The following is an 18,056-nucleotide window of genomic DNA, read 5'->3' as shown; positions in this document are numbered from 1 at the left end:
CCTGTGGTGGAGTGCGTCTGCGTTAGACGATCTCCACTTCGTTTCCGCGATGTTCCAGCCAACCTTTGCGGTCGCTGGCGCGCTTTTTGGCAAGCAGCATATCCATCAATTCGTCGGTGCCATCCTCTGGGTCGAGGGTCAACTGCACCAAGCGGCGAGTATTCGGGTCCATGGTGGTTTCACGCAGTTGCATGGGGTTCATCTCACCCAAGCCTTTAAAGCGCTGCACATTGACCTTGCCGCGTTTTTTCTCCGCCTTGATGCGTTCCAGTATGCCCTGCTTCTCACCATCGTCCAATGCGTAAAACACCTCCTTACCGACATCAATACGGTACAAAGGCGGCATCGCCACATACACATGGCCTTGCTGCACCAGCGGGCGGAAATGACGCACAAATAGGGCACAAATCAAGGTGGCAATGTGCAGGCCATCGGAGTCGGCGTCGGCCAAAATACAAATTTTGTTGTAGCGCAGACCGGTGAGGTCTGAGCTTGCTGGGTCGATGCCCAACGCAATGGCAATATCGTGCACTTCTTGCGAAGCCAAGATTTCACCTGAGTCGACCTCCCAGGTGTTCAGAATTTTACCGCGCAGCGGCATGATGGCTTGGAACTCACGATCGCGAGCTTGCTTGGCACTGCCGCCAGCGGAATCACCCTCCACCAAAAACAGCTCAGCGTGACTGCTGTCTTGGTTGGTACAGTCTGCCAGCTTGCCTGGTAGCGCCGGCCCTTGGGTCACTTTTTTGCGCGCTACCTTTTTGGCTTTGCGAAGGCGGCTTTGCGCTGAGTTGATCGCCAGCTCGGCAATTTGCTCGGCTTCGGCAGTGTGCTGGTTAAGCCACAGCGCAAAGGCGTCTTTGACGACGCCGGAAATAAAGGCCGATGCTTCGCGCGATGACAATCGTTCTTTGGTTTGGCCGGCAAACTGAGGGTCGGCGAGCTTGGCCGATAGCACGTAAGAGCAGCGCTCCCAAATATCATCAGGCGTCAGCTTGATGCCGCGTGGCAGCAAGTTGCGGAACTCGCAAAACTCGCGCAGCGCGTCGAGCAAGCCGGAGCGAAAGCCGTTGACGTGGGTGCCGCCTTGGGCCGTCGGAATGAGGTTGACGTAGCTTTCTTGCAGCAGCTCACCGCCTTCTGGCAGCCAGTGCACTGCCCAATCGACGCCCTCGGTGTCGCCCAGCATGGAGCCAGTGAAAGGTTCGGCTGGCAATACGCTTTCGCCACTGGCGCTGATGCGCAGGTAATCGGTAAGGCCATCCTCGTAATACCATTCGGCGCTGTCTTCGGCATTGGGGGCATGGAACTTAATGCGCAGACCTGGGCACAGCACCGCTTTGGCACGTAAGTTGTGCTTCAAGCGCGGAATGGAAAACTTGGCCGAGTCAAAATACTGCGGGTCAGGCAAGAAGCGCACGCTGGTGCCAGTGCGACGTTTGCCACAGCTTTCGACCACTTCCAAATCCAGTGCTTTGTGGCCATCTTTAAAGCCAATGCGCTGCACTTCACCGCCGCGCCAGATTTTTACTTCCAGCATTTTCGATAAGGCGTTCACCACCGACACGCCGACGCCATGCAGACCGCCAGAAAAGCGGTAGTTGTCGTTCGAAAATTTACCGCCGGCGTGTAAACGTGTCAGGATCAACTCGACACCAGAAACGCCGTGCTCGGGGTGAATGTCGGTGGGCATACCACGGCCGTCGTCCTGCACCGTCATTGAGCCATCGCTGTGCAATGTGACGTCAATGGTGCTGGCATGACCGGCAAGGGCCTCATCCACCGAGTTGTCGATCACCTCTTGGGCAAGGTGATTAGGGCGGGTGGTATCTGTATACATACCCGGGCGCTTGCGCACCGGGTCAAGACCGCTCAGAACTTCAATCGATTGCGCGGTATATTGCTGTGACATAGCAACCTCAAGCCGTGACAGGCCGCTTTGCTGGCTGCAACGCGGCGGAATAACTGATGGTTGGCGAGTATAACGACGCCCTAGCGGCTGGCAAACTGCATCAACATCGACAAGCGTTGCTCAAAGTGCTGAAAACTGTGGTCACCGCCGCCTTCCAGCCAAGCAGGGCAGTTGCGGTAGTAGTCGGCGGCCTGACGGTAATCTAGGGTTTCATCGCCCGTTTGCAGCAGTAGCATTAAGCGCTGCGGATCACATACCGTCGGGCAGTACAGCTGCTGCAGCTGGGCGATGTGGTCATGGGTCAGCTCATGCACTTCGCCGGTGTGATAGTGAGTATTGGGGCCGATATAGTTATCCAGCAGCTCAAATGGACGCACCGCTGGGTTAATGAGGGCGGCGTGTACGTCGTACTGCTGTGCCAGCCAAGTGGCGTAAAAGCCGCCGAGAGAGCTACCAATGATCAATATTGGCAGATCACGAGCCCCGGCATTGGGGCGATACAGGCTCATCAGACGCTGCAGCTCTTGCTCCGCGGTGTCGATGGCATGCTTGGGGTCAAAGGGCAGTTGCGGCACACTCAAGCGCTCGGGGCAGCCATGCTGACGATAATAATCTTGCACTTGCTGTGCTTTGAGCGACTGCGGTGAACTAAGGAACCCATGCAGGTAGAGGCAGGCGGGTAAACTCACTCAATATCCTTTGACTGAATAATCCACTTCGAAGTGAATGCCTTCCACGCGGCTAACGCCGGTATCTAGGCGGCCATCGGCGTGAAGCTCTAACCAGCGATAACCCGGAGCACGAGTATCAACCGAAAAATCTTCAGAACCGGGTTCAAACTGCACGCAAGTCGAGGGCGTTGACAGCAAACGCACACCATTGCGCATTTGATCGCTTTCCTGATGAACATGGCCCCACAGCAGGCAGCGCACATTGTTGTGACGATCAATCACATCCAGCAGTTGTTCGGCATTGCGAATGCCAATTTTATCGATCCAGCGGCTGCCCATATCGACCGGGTGGTGATGAAAGGTCACTAGGGTGTGTAAGTCCGGTCGCTCGCTGAGCGTTTGCTCCAGAAAGTCGAGTTCGGCTTGGCTGATGCGGCCAAACACTTTGCCAGGCACTTGGCTGTTAATCAGGATGATTTGCCAGTGCGGCGCCCGAATAACGCGGGTCAAATGATCGCCCGGAATGTCTGCACGCTGCATGGCGGCGCGTTCGTCATGATTGCCCGCCAACCAGAACGACGGCGCACTGAAACCGTCCAACGCTGTACGTAAATGCTGATAAGAGCGTTCGGAGCCGTCTTGGGAAAGATCACCGGTGACCAGAATCGCGTCGATATCTTGCTGTTCTTGGCGCACGGTATCCAGCACGCAGCGCAAACTGTGCAGGGTTTGCATACCCAACAGGTGGCCATCCTCGGGTTCGTTGAGGTGGGTGTCGGTAATCTGAACCAATCGTAATGAGCCCGACTGCTGTAGCGTATACAAGCGGCACCTCATCCCTTAGTAAAAACGTAACTTTACCTGCGCTAGCGCTTGCCCTTTGAGACCAAAGTCACAAACTCATGGCGCCGGAGCAAACTGTGTCGCACTGTGAGCCAATCCATGTCGCAGGCAATGATCTAGCCACTCTGCCAGAAAGCGATTAATTTGCCACTTTTCATCTGGCTGCAGCATATTTTTATTCGGATAAGTATAGCGGCCCTCAAAGCGATGCTGATTATGAAAGCGAATAACTTCCGCCATACCGGCATCATGATACAAGCGCACCTTCATTTGTGGTGGTAGCAGCCATTGACTGCCTCCCTGTTGGCGCACATCCAGCATGCTGGTGTAGGGGTGCTCTTCTTCAATCATGATCTGCACCTGACTCAGCCCTGGCTCTAACACAAAGGCTCGACAATCGCCCTCACCAGCATCCGCTAACAAACGCTGTAAACGCAAGTAGTTGCTTTCACACTGAGCGCCAATCTGCTTCAGATCGGGAACATAGCGTTTGCGCATAGCATCAGGTCTCCTATGAGGGGCGCAGAGTAACGGGGTTAAGTGGTGCTGCCAATCAGCGCGTCAGTTCTGACAGCAAGCGCTCTTGGTTCAAGCGCAGCCACTGCATGGCGATGATGGTAGCAGCATTATTCATGCTGCCGTCATCCAGTGCCTGCCAAGCTTGATCAAGCGTTAATGTAACTAGGCGAATGTCTTCGTGTTCTTCGTCTAGGCCGTGCACGCCACCCATATTGCTGCTATCGACCAGCCCACAGTAAAGCATGACTTTTTCATCGCAGCCGCCGGGTGACACCCAATAGTCGCAAATCGGGATTAGCTGATAAAACTCGCTGCCGGCTTCCTCTAAAGTTTCACGCTGAGCAACATCGGCATAGTCTTCTCCTTCCTCGACCATGCCTGCCACCAGCTCAAGCAGCCAGGGAGAGCGTTGATCTCGCAATGCACCTACCCGAAACTGCTCCGTCAGCACTACTTGCTGGCGTTGTGGGTCAAACAACAGCACCCCCACAGCCTCACCTCGGCGAAACAGCTCGCGCTGAAAAGGGCCCAGCCACTCTCCGTTAAAACGGCGATGGCGTAGCGTCAGTTTTTCAATGGTAAAAAAACCACGAAAAGCGACCTGGCGATCGACCAGCTCAACATCTTGCTGTGTAAAAGGAGTCGGAAGCGCACCCATAAAGCAATATACCTATATCCGCATGTAAGAATTTTTGTTTAAATATCACTCAAATCGCCGTAGACAGCCGCTGGCGCGATGTTTACGCTGTAAACCTGACGCTGTGTTCCTCACAGCGGCACAATCACGGCACTTAAGCGCTTTTCTTTTCTGCTATGATCCGGCGCAACGGACTGAATCTAACCGAGTAAGGCACCCTGTATGAAAAAACTGCTTGCCCTGTCGACGGCCATGTTAATGGCTGGAATGGCCAATGCCACTGATCTGAGCACTATATACCAGCGTGCAGTAGCTAACGATGCCGAAGTCGCGGCCGCTCGGGCGACGCGTGAGGCAAACGGCTACAACGTCATGACTGCACGTGGCGGGTTGCTGCCGCAGGCACAACTGAGCTACAGCAAAACCAAGGTGGATAGCGAAAGCGAGCAGTATAATGCCAGCAACGGAACGTTTTTTGACGTCGATAGAAACGAAACCCTCGATAAGCTGGCACTGGAAGCGTCGCAAGCCTTGTTTGACCTGAACAGTTGGTACACCTATAAAGCCGCGGTCGCCGGCGATGATGCCGCCGCTTACCAGTTGCAGTTGGCAGAGCAAGATTTATTGCTGCGCACCGCTAAGGCCTACTTCGATGTCTTGCGTGCACAAGAAAACCTATCCACTGCCCAAGCCGAAGAAAAAGCCGTTGGCCGCTCATTAGAGCAAACCAAACAGCGCTTTGAGGTTGGTTTGATTGCGGTAACAGAAGTGCTCGAAGCGCAAGCCACTTACGACCTCACTGCAGTGAATCTGATTGGTCAAGAAGCCGCCCTCGATATTAGCTATGAAGCCTTGGAAGTATTAACCGGTGAGCGCTACAGCGATGTCGCACCACTGCGTGACGATGTACAAATGCAAATGCCCGCGCCGGCAGCCGTCAGTGACTGGGTAGCGAGCGGCTTGGCAAAATATGCCGGTATTCGCTTAGCTCAGGCCAATCGAGAAAGTGTGCGCCTGCAGCGCAATGCGACACGCTCTAACCATTTGCCTACCGTGAAGCTGGTGGCCAGCTACGAAAATTCCGATCAGCCTGCAGCGGTAGGCGATCCGCGTGAAAGCACCACCCAAGCCATTGGCGTGCAATTATCGGTACCGCTGTTGGCCGGTGGCTCGTTGTACGGTCAAAGTAAACAGGCCGCTAGCCAGCTTGCTGCGGCCGATTACCAGCTAGAAAGCCAGCGCCGCCAAGCCAAGCAAAACATTCGTAGCTTGTTCCGTCAGGTGCAAACCGATGTTCGTAACGTCAAGGCACGCAAGCAAGCCATCGCTTCGGCAGAAAGCGCGCTTGAAGCGACAGAAACCGGCTATGAAGTGGGAACGCGTAACATCGTCGAAGTGTTAGATGCACAGCGCAACCTGTTCAGCGCTAAGCGTGACTACGCCAACGCTCGTTACGATTACATCATCAACTTGCTGAACCTGAAGTTCTACGCCGGCACCTTAAATGAAGGTGACATTGCTCAGTTGAACGACTGGTTGCAAACTCAGGCTTAATAGCAATTAAGTCAAAGCTGCTGCACTAGCGATGCAGCAGCTGCCCAACAATCTCTACCAGGCGTCGCACCGCGCCGCGATTATCATCCACAGTTTGCTTGCCCGCTTGCCCCATGCTGGCACGCTGTTGTGGCTGATTGAGTAAGTCTGCCAACCGTTGTGACCACTGCTGATCATCACTGTCTAACACCTGCAATGCACCCGCTTGTTTTAACGTCGCAACGATGCTGGCGAAGTTGGTGTAATGCGGGCCACACACCGTCGCTTTGCCGAGTGCCGCCGGCTCAATTGGGTTATGACCGCCATGCTCAATCAAACTGCCACCCATGACCACCAAATCGGCTGCTGCCAACAGCGTCAGCATTTCGCCCATGCTGTCGGCCACATAGACCTGGGTTAACTCGGACGCCGCACCTTTGCTGCGACGCTGCAATTTCAGGTTGCGGGCATAGACCGCATTGGCAACGGCATCAAAGCGCTCAGGGTGGCGCGGAATCAACATCAGCAGCAGCCCAGGGCATTGGGCGGCGAGCTGTGGGTACATATCTAACAGCTGTTCGTCTTCACCCGGGTGGCTTGAAGCCAGCGCCAACACCGGACGGCGCTCCCCCCATTGCTGGCGCAACTGCTCGCCGTATTGAAGGTGCTCTGGGTCGACTTGAACATCAAATTTCACACTGCCGATGACTTCCAAGCGATCCGCTGGCAAGCCGAGATCCACGAAGCGCTGGCCGTCGGTGGCGTTTTGCGCGGCGACCATGGTGAGTTGCTGCAGCATGGGCTGGGTAAGTGCGGCGAAGCGCTCGTAGCCTTGTTTTGATTTCTCGGACAGCCTGGCGTTGGCCAAAATCACTGGTAACTGCCGTTGCTCGCAAGCATGCAGTAAGTTGGGCCACAGTTCAGTTTCCATCACCACCAGCAAACCAGGGTTTAAGGTGCGGAAAAAGCGTCGCCAAAAGGCGGGCACATCGTAAGGCAAGAACATGTGATAAACGCGATCGCCGAATAAGCGCTTGACCTGCTCAGAGCCGGTGGGCGTGGTGGTGGTGACAATGATGGGTACGGATGGGTGACGCTGCTGGAACTCTTTGATCCAGGGCGCGGCGGCGAGGGTTTCACCGACGGAAACCGCATGCACCCAGAGGCCATTAGCCGCAGGGCGGTGCGGCAAAAAGCCAAAGCGCTCGCGCCAACGCAGGCGATAACCCGGATTCAAACGCCCGCGCCACCACAGGCGGGCCAGCATGACAGGGAGTAAACAGGTATAAACAATCGTGTATAAAGTGCGCGCCACAGGCTATCCGAACCAAGCAAACCAAGAGAATTCACCCGACCAGCGGGCCGGCGCATAGTAGCACAATCGCTGTAACCAATATGCTAGACTGCCGCGCTCAGAATCAGGCTGTGACTGTAACCATGGATATTGCCCTTCCTGACTTTCACCGTGGCCGTGTACTGGTCTTTGGTGACGTCATGTTGGACCGCTACTGGCAGGGTCCAACTTCTCGTATTTCTCCAGAAGCCCCCGTGCCCGTCGTGCGCATTGATGACATCGAAAATCGTGCTGGCGGTGCGGGCAACGTCGCGCTCAATATTGCCACCTTAGGCGCGCGAGCCGAGTTGCTGGGCATCATTGGCAATGACGACAACGGTCAGGTACTGAAACAGCTGTTACAGCAACAGCAGGTTGGCTGTCATTTCCATCATCATCCGTTGTTGCCGACCATCACCAAGTTGCGCGTTATCAGTCGTCACCAGCAGTTGATCCGGTTGGATTTCGAAGAAGCCTTCGATGCCTCCGACCTGAGCACCTTGTATCAATACTATGACCAGCAACTGCTGCAGGCCGGTGCGGTGATCTTATCGGATTATGGCAAAGGCGCTTTAGCCAATCCGCAGCGCTTAATCGACGCCGCCAGACGCCAGCAAATTCCCGTGCTGGTCGACCCCAAAGGCACCGACTTTGAGCGCTATCGCGGCGCGACCTTGATTACCCCGAACTTGAATGAATTCGAGGCGGTGGTCGGCCTTGCGCGCGACGATGAAACCCTGGTCGCCAAAGGCCGCACCCTGATACAAGATTACGACTTACAGGCCTTATTGGTGACCCGCAGTGAAAAAGGCATGACGCTGATCACGGCCCAAGGTGAGCCGCTGCATTTGCCGACTCGGGCGCGAGAGGTGTTCGACGTCACGGGTGCTGGCGATACCGTGATCTCAGTGGTGGCCACCGCTTTGGCGTCGGGCGTCAGTTTGGCAGAAGCCGTAGCGCTGGCGAATACTGCTGCTGGCATTGTGGTAGGCAAGTTAGGCACAGCGACAGTGACCACCGAAGAGCTGCGCGCCGACCTGCGCAGCGAACATCATCAAGGTGCGGGCTTATTTGACGAAGAAAGCTTATTGCAACAGGTCGCCGAGGCGCGTGCGCGCGGCGAAACCCTGGTCATGACCAATGGCTGTTTTGACATCATTCATCCGGGCCATGTGCAGTATTTAAAAGAAGCCAAAGCCTTGGGTGCTCGCTTGCTGGTGGCGGTCAACTCCGACGAGTCGGTTAAGCGCTTAAAAGGCGACAGTCGGCCGATTAATCCGCTTGAGCATCGCATGGCGGTGCTGGCAGCATTGGAAAGCGTCGATTGGGTGGTGCCGTTCAGTGAAGACACGCCCGAGCGCTTGATTTGCCGAGTCTTGCCCGATGTGCTGGTAAAAGGCGGTGATTACCGCATTGAAGACATCGCCGGAGGGCAGTGTGTGCGAGACAACGGCGGCGAGGTGATTGTGTTGAGCTTTAAAGATAATTGCTCCACGTCGGCCATCGTCCAACGAATTCAGGAGAGTGAAGCATGATTATCGTTACCGGCGGCGCCGGTTTTATTGGCAGCAACCTAGTTAAGGCGCTAAACGAGCAAGGCCGCAGTGATGTGATCGTGGTCGACGATCTGAGCGATGGCAAGCAGTTCTATAACATCAGTGACTGTGACATTGCCGACTACCTGGATAAAGATGAATTTCTTGCCCGCGTTAAAGCCGACGATGGCATTTTGGATGACGTTGAAGCCATCTTCCATCAGGGCGCTTGCTCCGCCACCACCGAGTGGGATGGCAAGTTTATGATGGCCAATAACTACGAATACTCGAAAGTATTGTTGCACGCCTGCTTGGCTAAAGGCATTCAGTTTTTGTACGCCTCCAGCGCCTCTGTCTATGGCGGCAGTGAAGTCTTTAAAGAAGCGCGCGAACACGAAAAGCCGCTGAATGTGTATGGCTACTCGAAGTGGCAGTTCGACCAGTATGTGCGTCGCCTGCAAAGCACGTTTGCATCGCAAGTGGTGGGCTTTCGCTATTTCAATGTTTACGGTCCACGGGAGCAACACAAAGGCTCGATGGCCTCGGTGGCGTTTCACTTTAACAACCAACTGCAAGACAAGGGTGTGTGCAAACTGTTTGGTGGCAGTGATGGCTACGGTGATGGTGAGCAACGCCGCGACTTCGTGTTTATTGACGACGTCGTGAAGGTTAATTTGTGGTTTTGGCAAAATGCCGACAAAAGCGGCATTTTTAACCTAGGCACGGGCCGTTGTCAGAGCTTTAACGACGTTGCTGATGCCGTACTGGCTTGGCATGCGACAAACGGGCTGAATGGCCGCAAAGAATACGTTCCTTTCCCCGAGCATTTAAAAGGTGCTTATCAAAGCTTTACCGAGGCGGATATCAGCGCCCTGCGTGCGGTGGGCTATGATGCGCCATTTGCCACGGTCGAGCAGGGTGTCAGCGCCTACATGGATTGGCTCAATGGCTGAATCCGGTTTTTTTAAGGCCATGCCCAAAGCCTTATGGCATCCAAAACACTGGCCGACTTGGTTGGGTATCGGCCTGTTGAACCTGATGACGCGCTTACCGTTTAAAACGCAATTATGGGTAGGTCGGCACATTGGCTTGTTGCTGCATCGTGTGGGTAAGCAGCGTCGGCACATTGCTGAGGTGAATATTCAGCTGTGTTTCCCGGAGAAAACTCAAGCCGAGCGTCAGGCGCTGGTACGGCAGATTTTTATCGACAACGGCATTGGCCTTATGGAAACCATGATGGCCTGGTTCCGCCAGCCAGACTATTTGCTGTCGCGCACCGACTTTCATGGTTTTGAGCAGGTGACCGAGCAGCTGCAACAAGGCCGTGGCGTTATGCTGCTCGGGGCGCATTACAGCATGCTGGATCTGGCCGGCGCCTTGGTGTCGAATGTTCAGCCGGTCAACGTCAGTTATCGGCCGCAAGATAACCCAGTGATGAATTATGTGATGGAGCGCGGCAGAGCACGACTGTACGATCGTTGTTTTACCCGCAAAGACATTCGCGGCTTTATTCGCACGCTGAAGCAAGGTGAAGTGCTGTGGTACGCGCAAGACCAGGATTTTGGCCGCAAAAATAGCGTGTTTGTCGATTTCTTTGGTATGCCAGCCGCCACCATTACCGCGACCTCACGCATTGCCAAAGCAGGCAATGCGGTGGTGATGCCGATCACCTACTTTCGCAAGCAGGACAACTCTGGTTACGACATTACTGTGCATGCGCCGTTGAATATTCCCAGTGGCGACGACGCCACCGATGCCCGCATGGCCAATGCGTTTTTAGAGCAGCAATTAAGGCAACATCCGAGTCAGTATTTGTGGCTGCACAAGCGCTTTAAAACACGCCCGGATAAGCGTGAGAAAAAAGGCCTGTTGTATCAACGCTGAATGAGTGTTGTGGTCGATTAATCGACCACTTCCATCAAAATCATTTGTCCTTCACCGTACTCGACCGAGCCAACGCGCAGGTCGAGGCGTTTATCTCCAGTGCTGTCGCCCAGTTTTTCCAGCCGATCAAACGGTTTGGGAATCAGGTGTACGCCTTTTAAATCCAAATCTTGTTTATGAGATGGGTCATAAAACAAAGCGCCGGTGAGTTTCATTAGGCGTTTGATGTTGTCCAGCAAATGGCGATCCAGCATTTTCTCCTGCAAACACTGCTGCAGGATGCTTTTATCCGCGCCTTCATAAGAGCATCCGAGTATCGCGGCAGCGCGTAAATCCAAGATGCAGACTGCTTTGATTACTGCTTGGTCATGGTCGCAAAACAAGCTCACAACATAGGGCAGATGGCGATAATCGATGCTGCGCATGTCGGTAGGCTCGAGCACAATTGGATTGTGGCAAACCCCATTAATGACCGTGGTAAGGGCGCTGAGTGCGGGCAAATGCAAATCGTAGGTGGTTTTGTCTTCTTGCTGACGCGATAGGATTTCTTCGCCTTCGACGGAGCCTTGAATAATCGGCACCAGAGCGCGCTGAAACTCATCCATCTCGAAAGGTTTGTGCAGCACAAACAAGGCGCCAGCATCGCGTGCTTCCTGAATGCGCTCTGGGCTGGTTTCTGTGGTCACCAAGCCAAAGCGAATGCCCAGCATTTGGCGATTGCACTCTTGCATTAAATCCAGGCCGCTCATATTGGGCATGTGCCAGTCGGTGATCACCAGGTCTGGCTCCCAAGTGCGAATGGTATCTAGGGCTTCACTGCCGTCACTGGCGAGGCGGAACTCGATATCGGCGTAGCCGGCTTTTTCCAGTGAACGGCGAATGATGGTTTGCATTGCCGGGCTGTCGTCAACAATCAGAAATTTCATGCGGCCTCCTGTCACTGCCGCCAGTATAGAACAGCTTGACGTCTGCCAACGGCAGGTCAGTATGTAAGCGGTGGCATTTATCGGGTGAGCTATGACGCTTTACGGTTGGCTGGCTTTAGGCCAGGTAGGCATATTTTGGGTGGCGACACTGGTAGCGCTGGTAGCGGTATGGCGCTGGAAGCAAGCACAACTGTCGGAGTTGATGCAGGCCAATGATCATTTACTGCAGCAACTTCAGCAGCAGCAACAGCACATTGACGACAGTACCGAGCAGCAGCAGCGCGTTGGCAGTGCGCTGGACGACGTATGTGAAGAGCTGAACCAGCTCGGCCAAGCGGACGTCAGCCTAGAAGAATGGGAGCAAATGCAAGCCTTAATGGCGCAGCAGAAAGAGGCATTTAAGGATTACCTTGCCAGTGAGGAGCAAGATAAAGCCGAGCTGCAAAAAAAGCTGGATGACATCGGCAAAGCCTATGACAAAGCGCAAAAGCTATTAGACAAATACCAGACCACTCAGCAAAACATGACCGAATCGGCCCGCCAGTTAAAACAAAAGGTGAGCCGTTTGAGCCGTGAGGTTCAGTCGCTAAAAACCCTCAAGGTTACCAGCGACCGGCTCCAGCGCGATAAACAGCGCTTGCAGGAAAAGGTTGAGGTACTGAAGCAACAGTACCAGGAAGAAAAACTGCTGAACCGCAACTTATCTGAGGAGCTCAAACTCAGCTTTCGCGCTTCAGAGGTGAAAGAAATTCGCGATGAGTTGAATCATGCCGAAGAGTCATTGAAACGCACGTTAGCGGAAAAAGAATTTATTGAACGTCACTTTCTGGAGTTGGCCGAACAGGGCGACATTGACGAGCTGCGGGAGCAGTTGGAGCGCAAACAGCGCGAAGTGCAATTCTTGGAGCAAGCCGTATTGGATATGGATTCAGACCAGCAGCCAACCAACGACGAGTAGCTAAACCGTGGTCATGCCAGTGACTTGGCGAAAGGTTTCTTGCAGTACTTGCACGTCGTTGGCGGCGCGATGGCGATGAAACGGTTGCTGCTGCCACAGCTGCTGCTTGGTGTCGTGCCAGGCTTCCATTTGCTCGGGTGTTAGCAGCTTATTGATGGTCTCAATGCGAAAGCGCTGCACCAGCTCGGCTTCATCGAACAGGCGTCCGACCCAGCTCGAGTCAAAGCTCCAGGCATCGGAGTAAAGTGTTTTACCGTGCAGCAATTCATTCAATCGCAGCGCGACTTCGCGCACACTCAGCCCTTCGGCGACCAGTAAATCGCGACTGATGCCGTGGATTTGCTCGGCTTCATCGCTCCAATGTAACCAAGTGGCGGCCGGGCGAATCAAAAAACTGTGTGCGGCCCGATCTTCCAAGGCAAAGCCCACTTCGATGGGGTAGCTGCCTCGGCCAAAGCCGGAGGCCTCTAAATCTATGATTGCCGGAAGCTGCTGTGACACGCCCGTTCGCCCTTTGTTGTTATTTATCACCAGTGTGGCTCATCCACCGGCGCTATTCTAGGGGCTGAGTCGGACTGACTCTATGGATAAATAGGCACTTTTGTTAAAACTTGGACAAAGGTGCCACGCGCATAACCTCCGCCATCGTAGTCATGCCTGCAGCGACCTTGTGTGCCCCGCTTAAGCGCAGGCTGTGCATGCCTTCTTTCATTGCCGCCTGGCGCAGCTTGAGCAGATCGGTGTTGTCGTCGATTTGCGCCATCAAGCTGTCGGATAACGGCATGACTTCATAAATGCCCATACGTCCCATATAGCCGGTATCGCGGCACTCCAAACAGCCTTTGGGGGCATAGACCTTGTCGGGGGTTTTCACCAACCAAGGCTTGGTTAATTGCTTCCAGACGTCTTCATCAACGGGTTGGGCGGTTTTGCAGTGCGGACATAAAGTACGCACTAGGCGCTGAGCCATGACGCCCAAGACGCTGGAGCGAATCAAATAGGGCGGCAGGCCCAGTTCTAACAGGCGTGTGATGGCGCTGGGGGCATCATTGGTGTGCAGGGTGGACAGCACCAAGTGGCCGGTCAGTGCGGCTTGCACAGCAATTTCGGCGGTTTCTAAATCGCGCACCTCGCCCACCATGATGATGTCTGGGTCTTGGCGCAGCAGCGCGCGCACACCGCTGGCAAAATCCAGCTCAATGTTGTGTTGCACCTGCATTTGATTAAACGCTGGCTCCACCATTTCAATCGGGTCTTCAATGGTGGAGACATTGACCTCGGGCGTGGCCAGTTGCTTCAGGGTCGAATACAGGGTGGTGGTTTTACCTGAGCCAGTGGGGCCTGTAACAAACACGATGCCGTGGTTGTTCTCGGTCATGGCATGCCAGCGGCGGTTATCTTCGCGGCTAAAGCCCAGCTCCGAGAACGAGCGCACCAACACTTGCGGGTCGAACACCCGCATCACCAGTTTTTCACCGAACGCTGTCGGCAAGGTGGATAAACGCAGTTCAACTTCGCCACCGGCGGGGGTTTTGGTTTTTAGCCGGCCATCTTGCGGTTTGCGCTTCTCGGCAATGTTCATGCGCCCTAACGATTTAATCCGCGCGACCACGGCCATGGCAACCTGGGCGGGCAGCTCATACACAGTGTGCAGTACGCCATCAATGCGAAAACGCACATGGCCTATTTCCCGGCGAGGCTCTAGGTGAATATCGCTGGCGCGCTGATCAAAAGCATACTGCAGCAGCCAGTCAACAATGTTGACGATGTGTTCGTCATTGGCATCCGGCGCGCGGGCCTTGCCCAGCTCCAGCATGGATTCCAGATTTTGCACACCGCTGGCGCCTTTGTTGGCCTGGCGTGCGCGGCTAACCGAGTTGGCAAGCTGGTAAAACTCAACGCGGTAGCGCTCGATATCACTTGGCGGTGTCAGGACTCGACTGACCTGACGGCGGCTGACGTGCTCGATGTTGCTGATCCAACCATACACCTCGGGCTCTGCACAGGCGACGACGACCTCATCTTGGGTCACTTTTACGGGCAAGATGCGATGGCGCTCAGCAAAGGCATAAGACATCACCTCGGTTACCGTAGCGACGTCTACTTCGAGCGGATCAATATGGTAGTAAGGGAGCTTATGGTGCTCGGCCAACCACTCCGTGAGGGCGTCTTCTGTCAGCAGTTTTTTACTGCGCTGATCCGAGAAGCTCTGACGGGCGATTAAAGTCAGCGGGTGCAGGTCACCTTCGTCGCTGTTGCGGCGGATGGACAAACCGGCTTGGTAGTCTTCATCCGCCAAAATGCCGTCGCGCCGCAAATCCTCAATCAGTGTTGATAACGTGGTAAAGCGATCAGCCTGAGCCTGCATGGTTGCCTGCCGTGTCAGTGTGGGGTCAGAGTTGCGGTCGCAACTGCAGCAAACGTGAGTTCAGCTCCAGCGGCACGTATTGGGCAAATTCGTCGCGCAAGGTGGCGCTGTTTTCACCCAACTCAGCCTCAGGGCGTCGACATACCTGCAACAGTGTGGTGCCGGCCAGCATATCAGACAGCAAGCGTACTCTGGTGCGGTGTTGCTGTGCCGCGGCTCCTTCGATAACGTCTTCGGGCTGCAAACTGTGCCGACATAAATACAACTGACGCAAACGGGCATACTGTACCTGTCGGTCGGCCCATTGCTCGGCGCTGACATTGCCAGCGGCTTGCAGAATCGGCTCTGCCTCATCGCGCCAAATGCGTTGAATACGCTGCAGGGCGCTTTCTTGGCTGTGCTCCAATGGCAGCTTTTGCACTTGTTGCACGATGGCGAGCAGTGCCGCTGCTAATCGGCCGTCGCCACGAATCCGCGCCGCTTGCTGGCGAAACGCAGCATACAAGTCTGACGCGCCACTAAAACGACCGGCTGTCACTAGAGCCGATAGATGCGCCAGCGGCTGCTCAAATGGGCTCAATAGTTCGCGCAGTACCTTGCTGTCACGTCGTTTCAGCACTTTGCTGCTCAGCACTGGTAACTGTTTTAGTGCATGCCAGTACTGCCAAGCTTCTAGGCCGGCTTGGCTGTCGCCGTGCCATAGGGCTAGCTCTAACGAGCGTTGTAGGCCAACGACTGCTTGCTGCAACCATTGCTGCAAAGCTTCAGAGGTCGAACTGTCGGGATGAATATGCTCTTCTGGCTGCCAACCACGATGCAGCTGTGCCAAGCGGTAGCCTTGTTCGGCTTTGCTGATGTCGCTGAGCCACAAGGGGCAATGTTCAGCTAAGCGCTCTGCCAATTGCCATAGATCGCTGGCACTGCCGTGTTTGAGTTCAAGTTCGACTTCACACAGTGACTGTTGCTGGTCGCCGGCATCGATGGTGCCCTCATCAATAACGACTTCAATCTGGCTCTCAGGTTGCTCCCACCACCAGATATGGCGTTCAAAGTCGGTGCGAAAGACGCGGGTCAAATCATCTATATCGAGCTCATCGGGTAGCTCAGTGCGGATATCATCATCCTGCAACAGCGCTGGATCAAACTGGTCACTGTCAATGGGCCAGTTCCACTCGCGCCGATGGGGGATGCCATCCTGCAGTTGGCCGGCAGTTTTCAGGGTTTGCTCATAGCTGCCGTCGCTAATTTTGCGGACACGCAAAGCACAGCGCTGCTGCGCCAGGTCACTGGCGGCGGTATCGAAGTATTGATTGCTCAGATGTTGGCAATCCTGGCGCCGAGCATATTGGTCGAGGTAGCTGGTCAGCGTGGCTAAGTGCTCTGGCTGCAGCCTAAGTTTGAGTTCGATTTCTGTGGTCATAGCGCTATGTTAAGCCTCCATGCTGCTATTGGGAATGCCAAAAGGGGCCCAGTTCTTGCCCCGTCGTGGCCATGGCGGCTATTTCGCCCACCGGCAAAAGCATTTGCACAAAACCGCGCAACGGAAAACAATGACGGGAAAATTGACGGCAATGGGCTCTCTGTGACTGAACACTCCTCCATTCCACCCTATGTGCACTGGTTTCGCCAGTCCTCACCCTACATCAATGCGCATCGCGATAAGACCTTTGTCATCATGCTGGAGGGCGATGCCCTAGCCGATGAGCACTTTACTGATTTGGTGCATGATCTCGCCCTGCTCAATAGCTTTGGTGTTAGGTTGGTACTGGTGCATGGCGCTCGCCCCCAGATCGATCGTGCGCTGCAGCGCCTGAATATTCGCAGCCGCTTCGAAAACGGTGTGCGCATTACCGACTCTCAGGCGCTGGAAGCCGTCAAAGCAGCGGTCGGCATTGTTAAAGCTGACATCGAGTCGCGTTTGTCACTGGGCCTGCCTGATTCACCTATGCACGGCGCTGGCATTCGAGTGGTGAGCGGCAATTTTGTCACAGCCAAGCCGATGGGAGTTTTGAATGGCGTTGATTACCAACATACCGGTGAAGTACGGCGGGTGGATCATCAGGCGATTCGCGATCTGCTGCAGCAGCGCAATATCGTATTGCTGTCGTCAACGGGCTATTCACCGGCAGGGGATGTGTTCAACCTCACCGCCGAGGACGTCGCCTTGCATGCGGCGGTGAGTCTGCGCGCCGATAAGCTGATTTTGCTATCAGCCGATCAGGGCATTTGTGACCCACAGGGCGAGCTGTTACGTGAGCTGACTTGTCGGCAATTAGAACAGTGCCTAGATGAGTTGCCAGCCCTGCGACGGCAGCTCAGCCAGACCGCCATTCGCGCCGTTCGCCAAGGGGTACCGCGGGTGCACATGATCGCTCACAACGTCAACGGCGCCTTGTTGCAGGAGCTGTTCACGCGTGAAGGCGGTGGCACCATGATTACCCGTGAGCCTTATGACCAGTTACGGCCAGCGCGCACCGAGGATGTCAGCGGCATTCTGAAATTACTGCAGCCGTTGGAAGAGGACGGCACCCTGGTCAAGCGCTCGCGCGAGCTGTTGGAAACCGAACTGCAGCGTTTCTATGTGATCGAGCGCGATGGTTTGATTACCGCTTGTGCCGCCTTGCACCCATACTCTGAGACCGATGCCGAACTGGCTTGCGTCGCTGTGCATCCAGATTACCGCGGCAGCCAGCGTGGCCAGCGGTTGTTACAGCAGGTGGCGGACGAAGCCAGACGGCGCGGCTTTGTGCGCTTGTTTGTGCTGACCACTCGCACGGCTCACTGGTTTGTGGAGCAGGGCTTTGTCCCCGGCGAAGTCGATGCTCTGCCGCCAGCACGGCGCCAGCTGTATAACTTTCAGCGCAACTCTAAGGTGTTCTTCTTCGCGTTATAAAGACATTCCTTTACCCGCCGGAGTTGTCGCTGGTAGCGGGATAC

General features: G+C 55.0%; 16 protein-coding genes. 6 read left to right on the top strand and 10 right to left on the bottom strand.

The genetic code is table 11. The features are described 5' to 3' along the window. Nucleotides 1–22: 22 nt before the first annotated feature. From parE to IE090_RS12195, 5 genes are all read right to left on the bottom strand, one after another. Nucleotides 23–1,912 carry a DNA topoisomerase IV subunit B gene (parE, locus tag IE090_RS12215; protein WP_189388670.1) on the bottom strand — a complete coding sequence of 630 codons (1,890 nt, stop codon included), beginning with the start codon at nt 1,910–1,912 and terminating at the stop codon, nt 23–25. A gap of 80 nt (nt 1,913–1,992) precedes the next feature. Continuing rightward, nucleotides 1,993–2,601 (bottom strand): YqiA/YcfP family alpha/beta fold hydrolase, encoded by a 609-nt coding sequence (locus tag IE090_RS12210; protein WP_189388669.1) that lies wholly within the window; start codon nt 2,599–2,601, stop codon nt 1,993–1,995. Further along, a complete protein-coding gene (gene cpdA, locus IE090_RS12205) occupies nt 2,602–3,408 on the bottom strand; it encodes a 3',5'-cyclic-AMP phosphodiesterase (RefSeq protein WP_229815753.1) in 807 nt (268 codons plus the stop codon). A gap of 75 nt (nt 3,409–3,483) precedes the next feature. Further along, the gene (locus IE090_RS12200; RefSeq protein ID WP_189388667.1) at nt 3,484–3,924 is read right to left on the bottom strand and encodes a DUF1249 domain-containing protein; all 441 of its coding nucleotides are present in this window, start codon (nt 3,922–3,924) and stop codon (nt 3,484–3,486) included. A gap of 55 nt (nt 3,925–3,979) precedes the next feature. Next, nucleotides 3,980–4,603 carry an NUDIX domain-containing protein gene (locus IE090_RS12195; protein ID WP_189388666.1) on the bottom strand — a complete coding sequence of 208 codons (624 nt, stop codon included), beginning with the start codon at nt 4,601–4,603 and terminating at the stop codon, nt 3,980–3,982. 201 nt (nt 4,604–4,804) lie between these two features. Here IE090_RS12195 and IE090_RS12190 point away from each other — a divergent pair, with 201 nt between their 5' ends. Further along, entirely contained in the window at nt 4,805–6,136 is a 1,332-nt protein-coding gene (locus tag IE090_RS12190; protein ID WP_189388665.1) for a TolC family outer membrane protein, read from the top strand. A gap of 25 nt (nt 6,137–6,161) precedes the next feature. Here IE090_RS12190 and waaA read toward each other — a convergent pair whose 3' ends face one another. Next, a complete protein-coding gene (gene waaA, locus IE090_RS12185) occupies nt 6,162–7,430 on the bottom strand; it encodes a lipid IV(A) 3-deoxy-D-manno-octulosonic acid transferase (RefSeq protein ID WP_189388664.1) in 1,269 nt (422 codons plus the stop codon). Nucleotides 7,431–7,552: 122 nt separating this feature from the next. On the opposite strand from waaA, the gene hldE reads away from it, so the two are divergent. From hldE to lpxL, 3 genes are read left to right on the top strand one after another with little or no spacing between them, the layout of a single operon-like run. After that, on the top strand, nt 7,553–8,983 hold the full coding sequence (gene hldE / locus IE090_RS12180; RefSeq protein ID WP_189388774.1) for a bifunctional D-glycero-beta-D-manno-heptose-7-phosphate kinase/D-glycero-beta-D-manno-heptose 1-phosphate adenylyltransferase HldE: 1,431 nt from the start codon (nt 7,553–7,555) through the stop codon (nt 8,981–8,983). After that, nucleotides 8,980–9,936 carry an ADP-glyceromanno-heptose 6-epimerase gene (gene rfaD / locus IE090_RS12175; protein ID WP_189388663.1) on the top strand — a complete coding sequence of 319 codons (957 nt, stop codon included), beginning with the start codon at nt 8,980–8,982 and terminating at the stop codon, nt 9,934–9,936. The genes hldE and rfaD overlap by 4 nt, the downstream gene beginning before the upstream one ends. Next, on the top strand, nt 9,929–10,867 hold the full coding sequence (gene lpxL / locus IE090_RS12170) for an LpxL/LpxP family Kdo(2)-lipid IV(A) lauroyl/palmitoleoyl acyltransferase (protein WP_189388662.1): 939 nt from the start codon (nt 9,929–9,931) through the stop codon (nt 10,865–10,867). The genes rfaD and lpxL overlap by 8 nt, the downstream gene beginning before the upstream one ends. Nucleotides 10,868–10,884: 17 nt before the next feature. On the opposite strand, the gene IE090_RS12165 is transcribed toward lpxL, so the two are convergent. Further along, nucleotides 10,885–11,793 carry a response regulator gene (locus IE090_RS12165; RefSeq protein ID WP_189388661.1) on the bottom strand — a complete coding sequence of 303 codons (909 nt, stop codon included), beginning with the start codon at nt 11,791–11,793 and terminating at the stop codon, nt 10,885–10,887. A 91-nt stretch (nt 11,794–11,884) separates the two neighbouring features. Here IE090_RS12165 and IE090_RS12160 point away from each other — a divergent pair, with 91 nt between their 5' ends. After that, nucleotides 11,885–12,751, top strand: coding sequence for a coiled-coil domain-containing protein (locus IE090_RS12160; RefSeq protein WP_189388660.1), 867 nt, complete (start codon nt 11,885–11,887; stop codon nt 12,749–12,751). On the opposite strand, the gene IE090_RS12155 is transcribed toward IE090_RS12160, so the two are convergent. From IE090_RS12155 to IE090_RS12145, 3 genes are all read right to left on the bottom strand, one after another. Further along, complete coding sequence (locus IE090_RS12155) at nt 12,752–13,252, bottom strand: 3'-5' exonuclease (protein ID WP_189388659.1); 501 nt, start codon at nt 13,250–13,252, stop codon at nt 12,752–12,754. It abuts the gene before it with no gap. Nucleotides 13,253–13,355: 103 nt separating this feature from the next. Continuing rightward, nucleotides 13,356–15,119, bottom strand: coding sequence for a type IV pilus assembly ATPase TfpB (gene tfpB / locus IE090_RS12150; RefSeq protein WP_189388658.1), 1,764 nt, complete (start codon nt 15,117–15,119; stop codon nt 13,356–13,358). A gap of 25 nt (nt 15,120–15,144) precedes the next feature. Further along, a complete protein-coding gene (locus IE090_RS12145) occupies nt 15,145–16,539 on the bottom strand; it encodes a CYTH domain-containing protein (RefSeq protein WP_189388657.1) in 1,395 nt (464 codons plus the stop codon). Nucleotides 16,540–16,701: 162 nt separating this feature from the next. Here IE090_RS12145 and argA point away from each other — a divergent pair, with 162 nt between their 5' ends. Next, a complete protein-coding gene (gene argA / locus IE090_RS12140) occupies nt 16,702–18,012 on the top strand; it encodes an amino-acid N-acetyltransferase (protein ID WP_229815752.1) in 1,311 nt (436 codons plus the stop codon). The last annotated feature ends 44 nt before the right edge of the window (nt 18,013–18,056 follow it).

Source organism: Bacterioplanes sanyensis (assembly GCF_014652515.1).
GTDB classification, from domain to species: domain Bacteria; phylum Pseudomonadota; class Gammaproteobacteria; order Pseudomonadales; family Oceanobacteraceae; genus Bacterioplanes; species Bacterioplanes sanyensis.
This window is presented reverse-complemented; position numbering and strand designations above follow the sequence as displayed.

Bases quoted from the DNA above. Each gene is read 5' to 3' on its own strand.
- hldE (WP_189388774.1), top strand. From the start codon at position 7,553: ATGGATATTGCCCTTCCTGACTTTCACCGTGGCCGTGTACTGGTCTTT.
- IE090_RS12145 (WP_189388657.1), bottom strand. From the start codon at position 16,539: ATGACCACAGAAATCGAACTCAAACTTAGGCTGCAGCCAGAGCACTTA.
- IE090_RS12195 (WP_189388666.1), bottom strand. From the start codon at position 4,603: ATGGGTGCGCTTCCGACTCCTTTTACACAGCAAGATGTTGAGCTGGTC.
- IE090_RS12190 (WP_189388665.1), top strand. From the start codon at position 4,805: ATGAAAAAACTGCTTGCCCTGTCGACGGCCATGTTAATGGCTGGAATG.
- IE090_RS12165 (WP_189388661.1), bottom strand. From the start codon at position 11,793: ATGAAATTTCTGATTGTTGACGACAGCCCGGCAATGCAAACCATCATT.
- lpxL (WP_189388662.1), top strand. From the start codon at position 9,929: ATGGCTGAATCCGGTTTTTTTAAGGCCATGCCCAAAGCCTTATGGCAT.
- tfpB (WP_189388658.1), bottom strand. From the start codon at position 15,119: ATGCAGGCTCAGGCTGATCGCTTTACCACGTTATCAACACTGATTGAG.
- IE090_RS12200 (WP_189388667.1), bottom strand. From the start codon at position 3,924: ATGCGCAAACGCTATGTTCCCGATCTGAAGCAGATTGGCGCTCAGTGT.
- parE (WP_189388670.1), bottom strand. From the start codon at position 1,912: ATGTCACAGCAATATACCGCGCAATCGATTGAAGTTCTGAGCGGTCTT.
- IE090_RS12160 (WP_189388660.1), top strand. From the start codon at position 11,885: ATGACGCTTTACGGTTGGCTGGCTTTAGGCCAGGTAGGCATATTTTGG.
- rfaD (WP_189388663.1), top strand. From the start codon at position 8,980: ATGATTATCGTTACCGGCGGCGCCGGTTTTATTGGCAGCAACCTAGTT.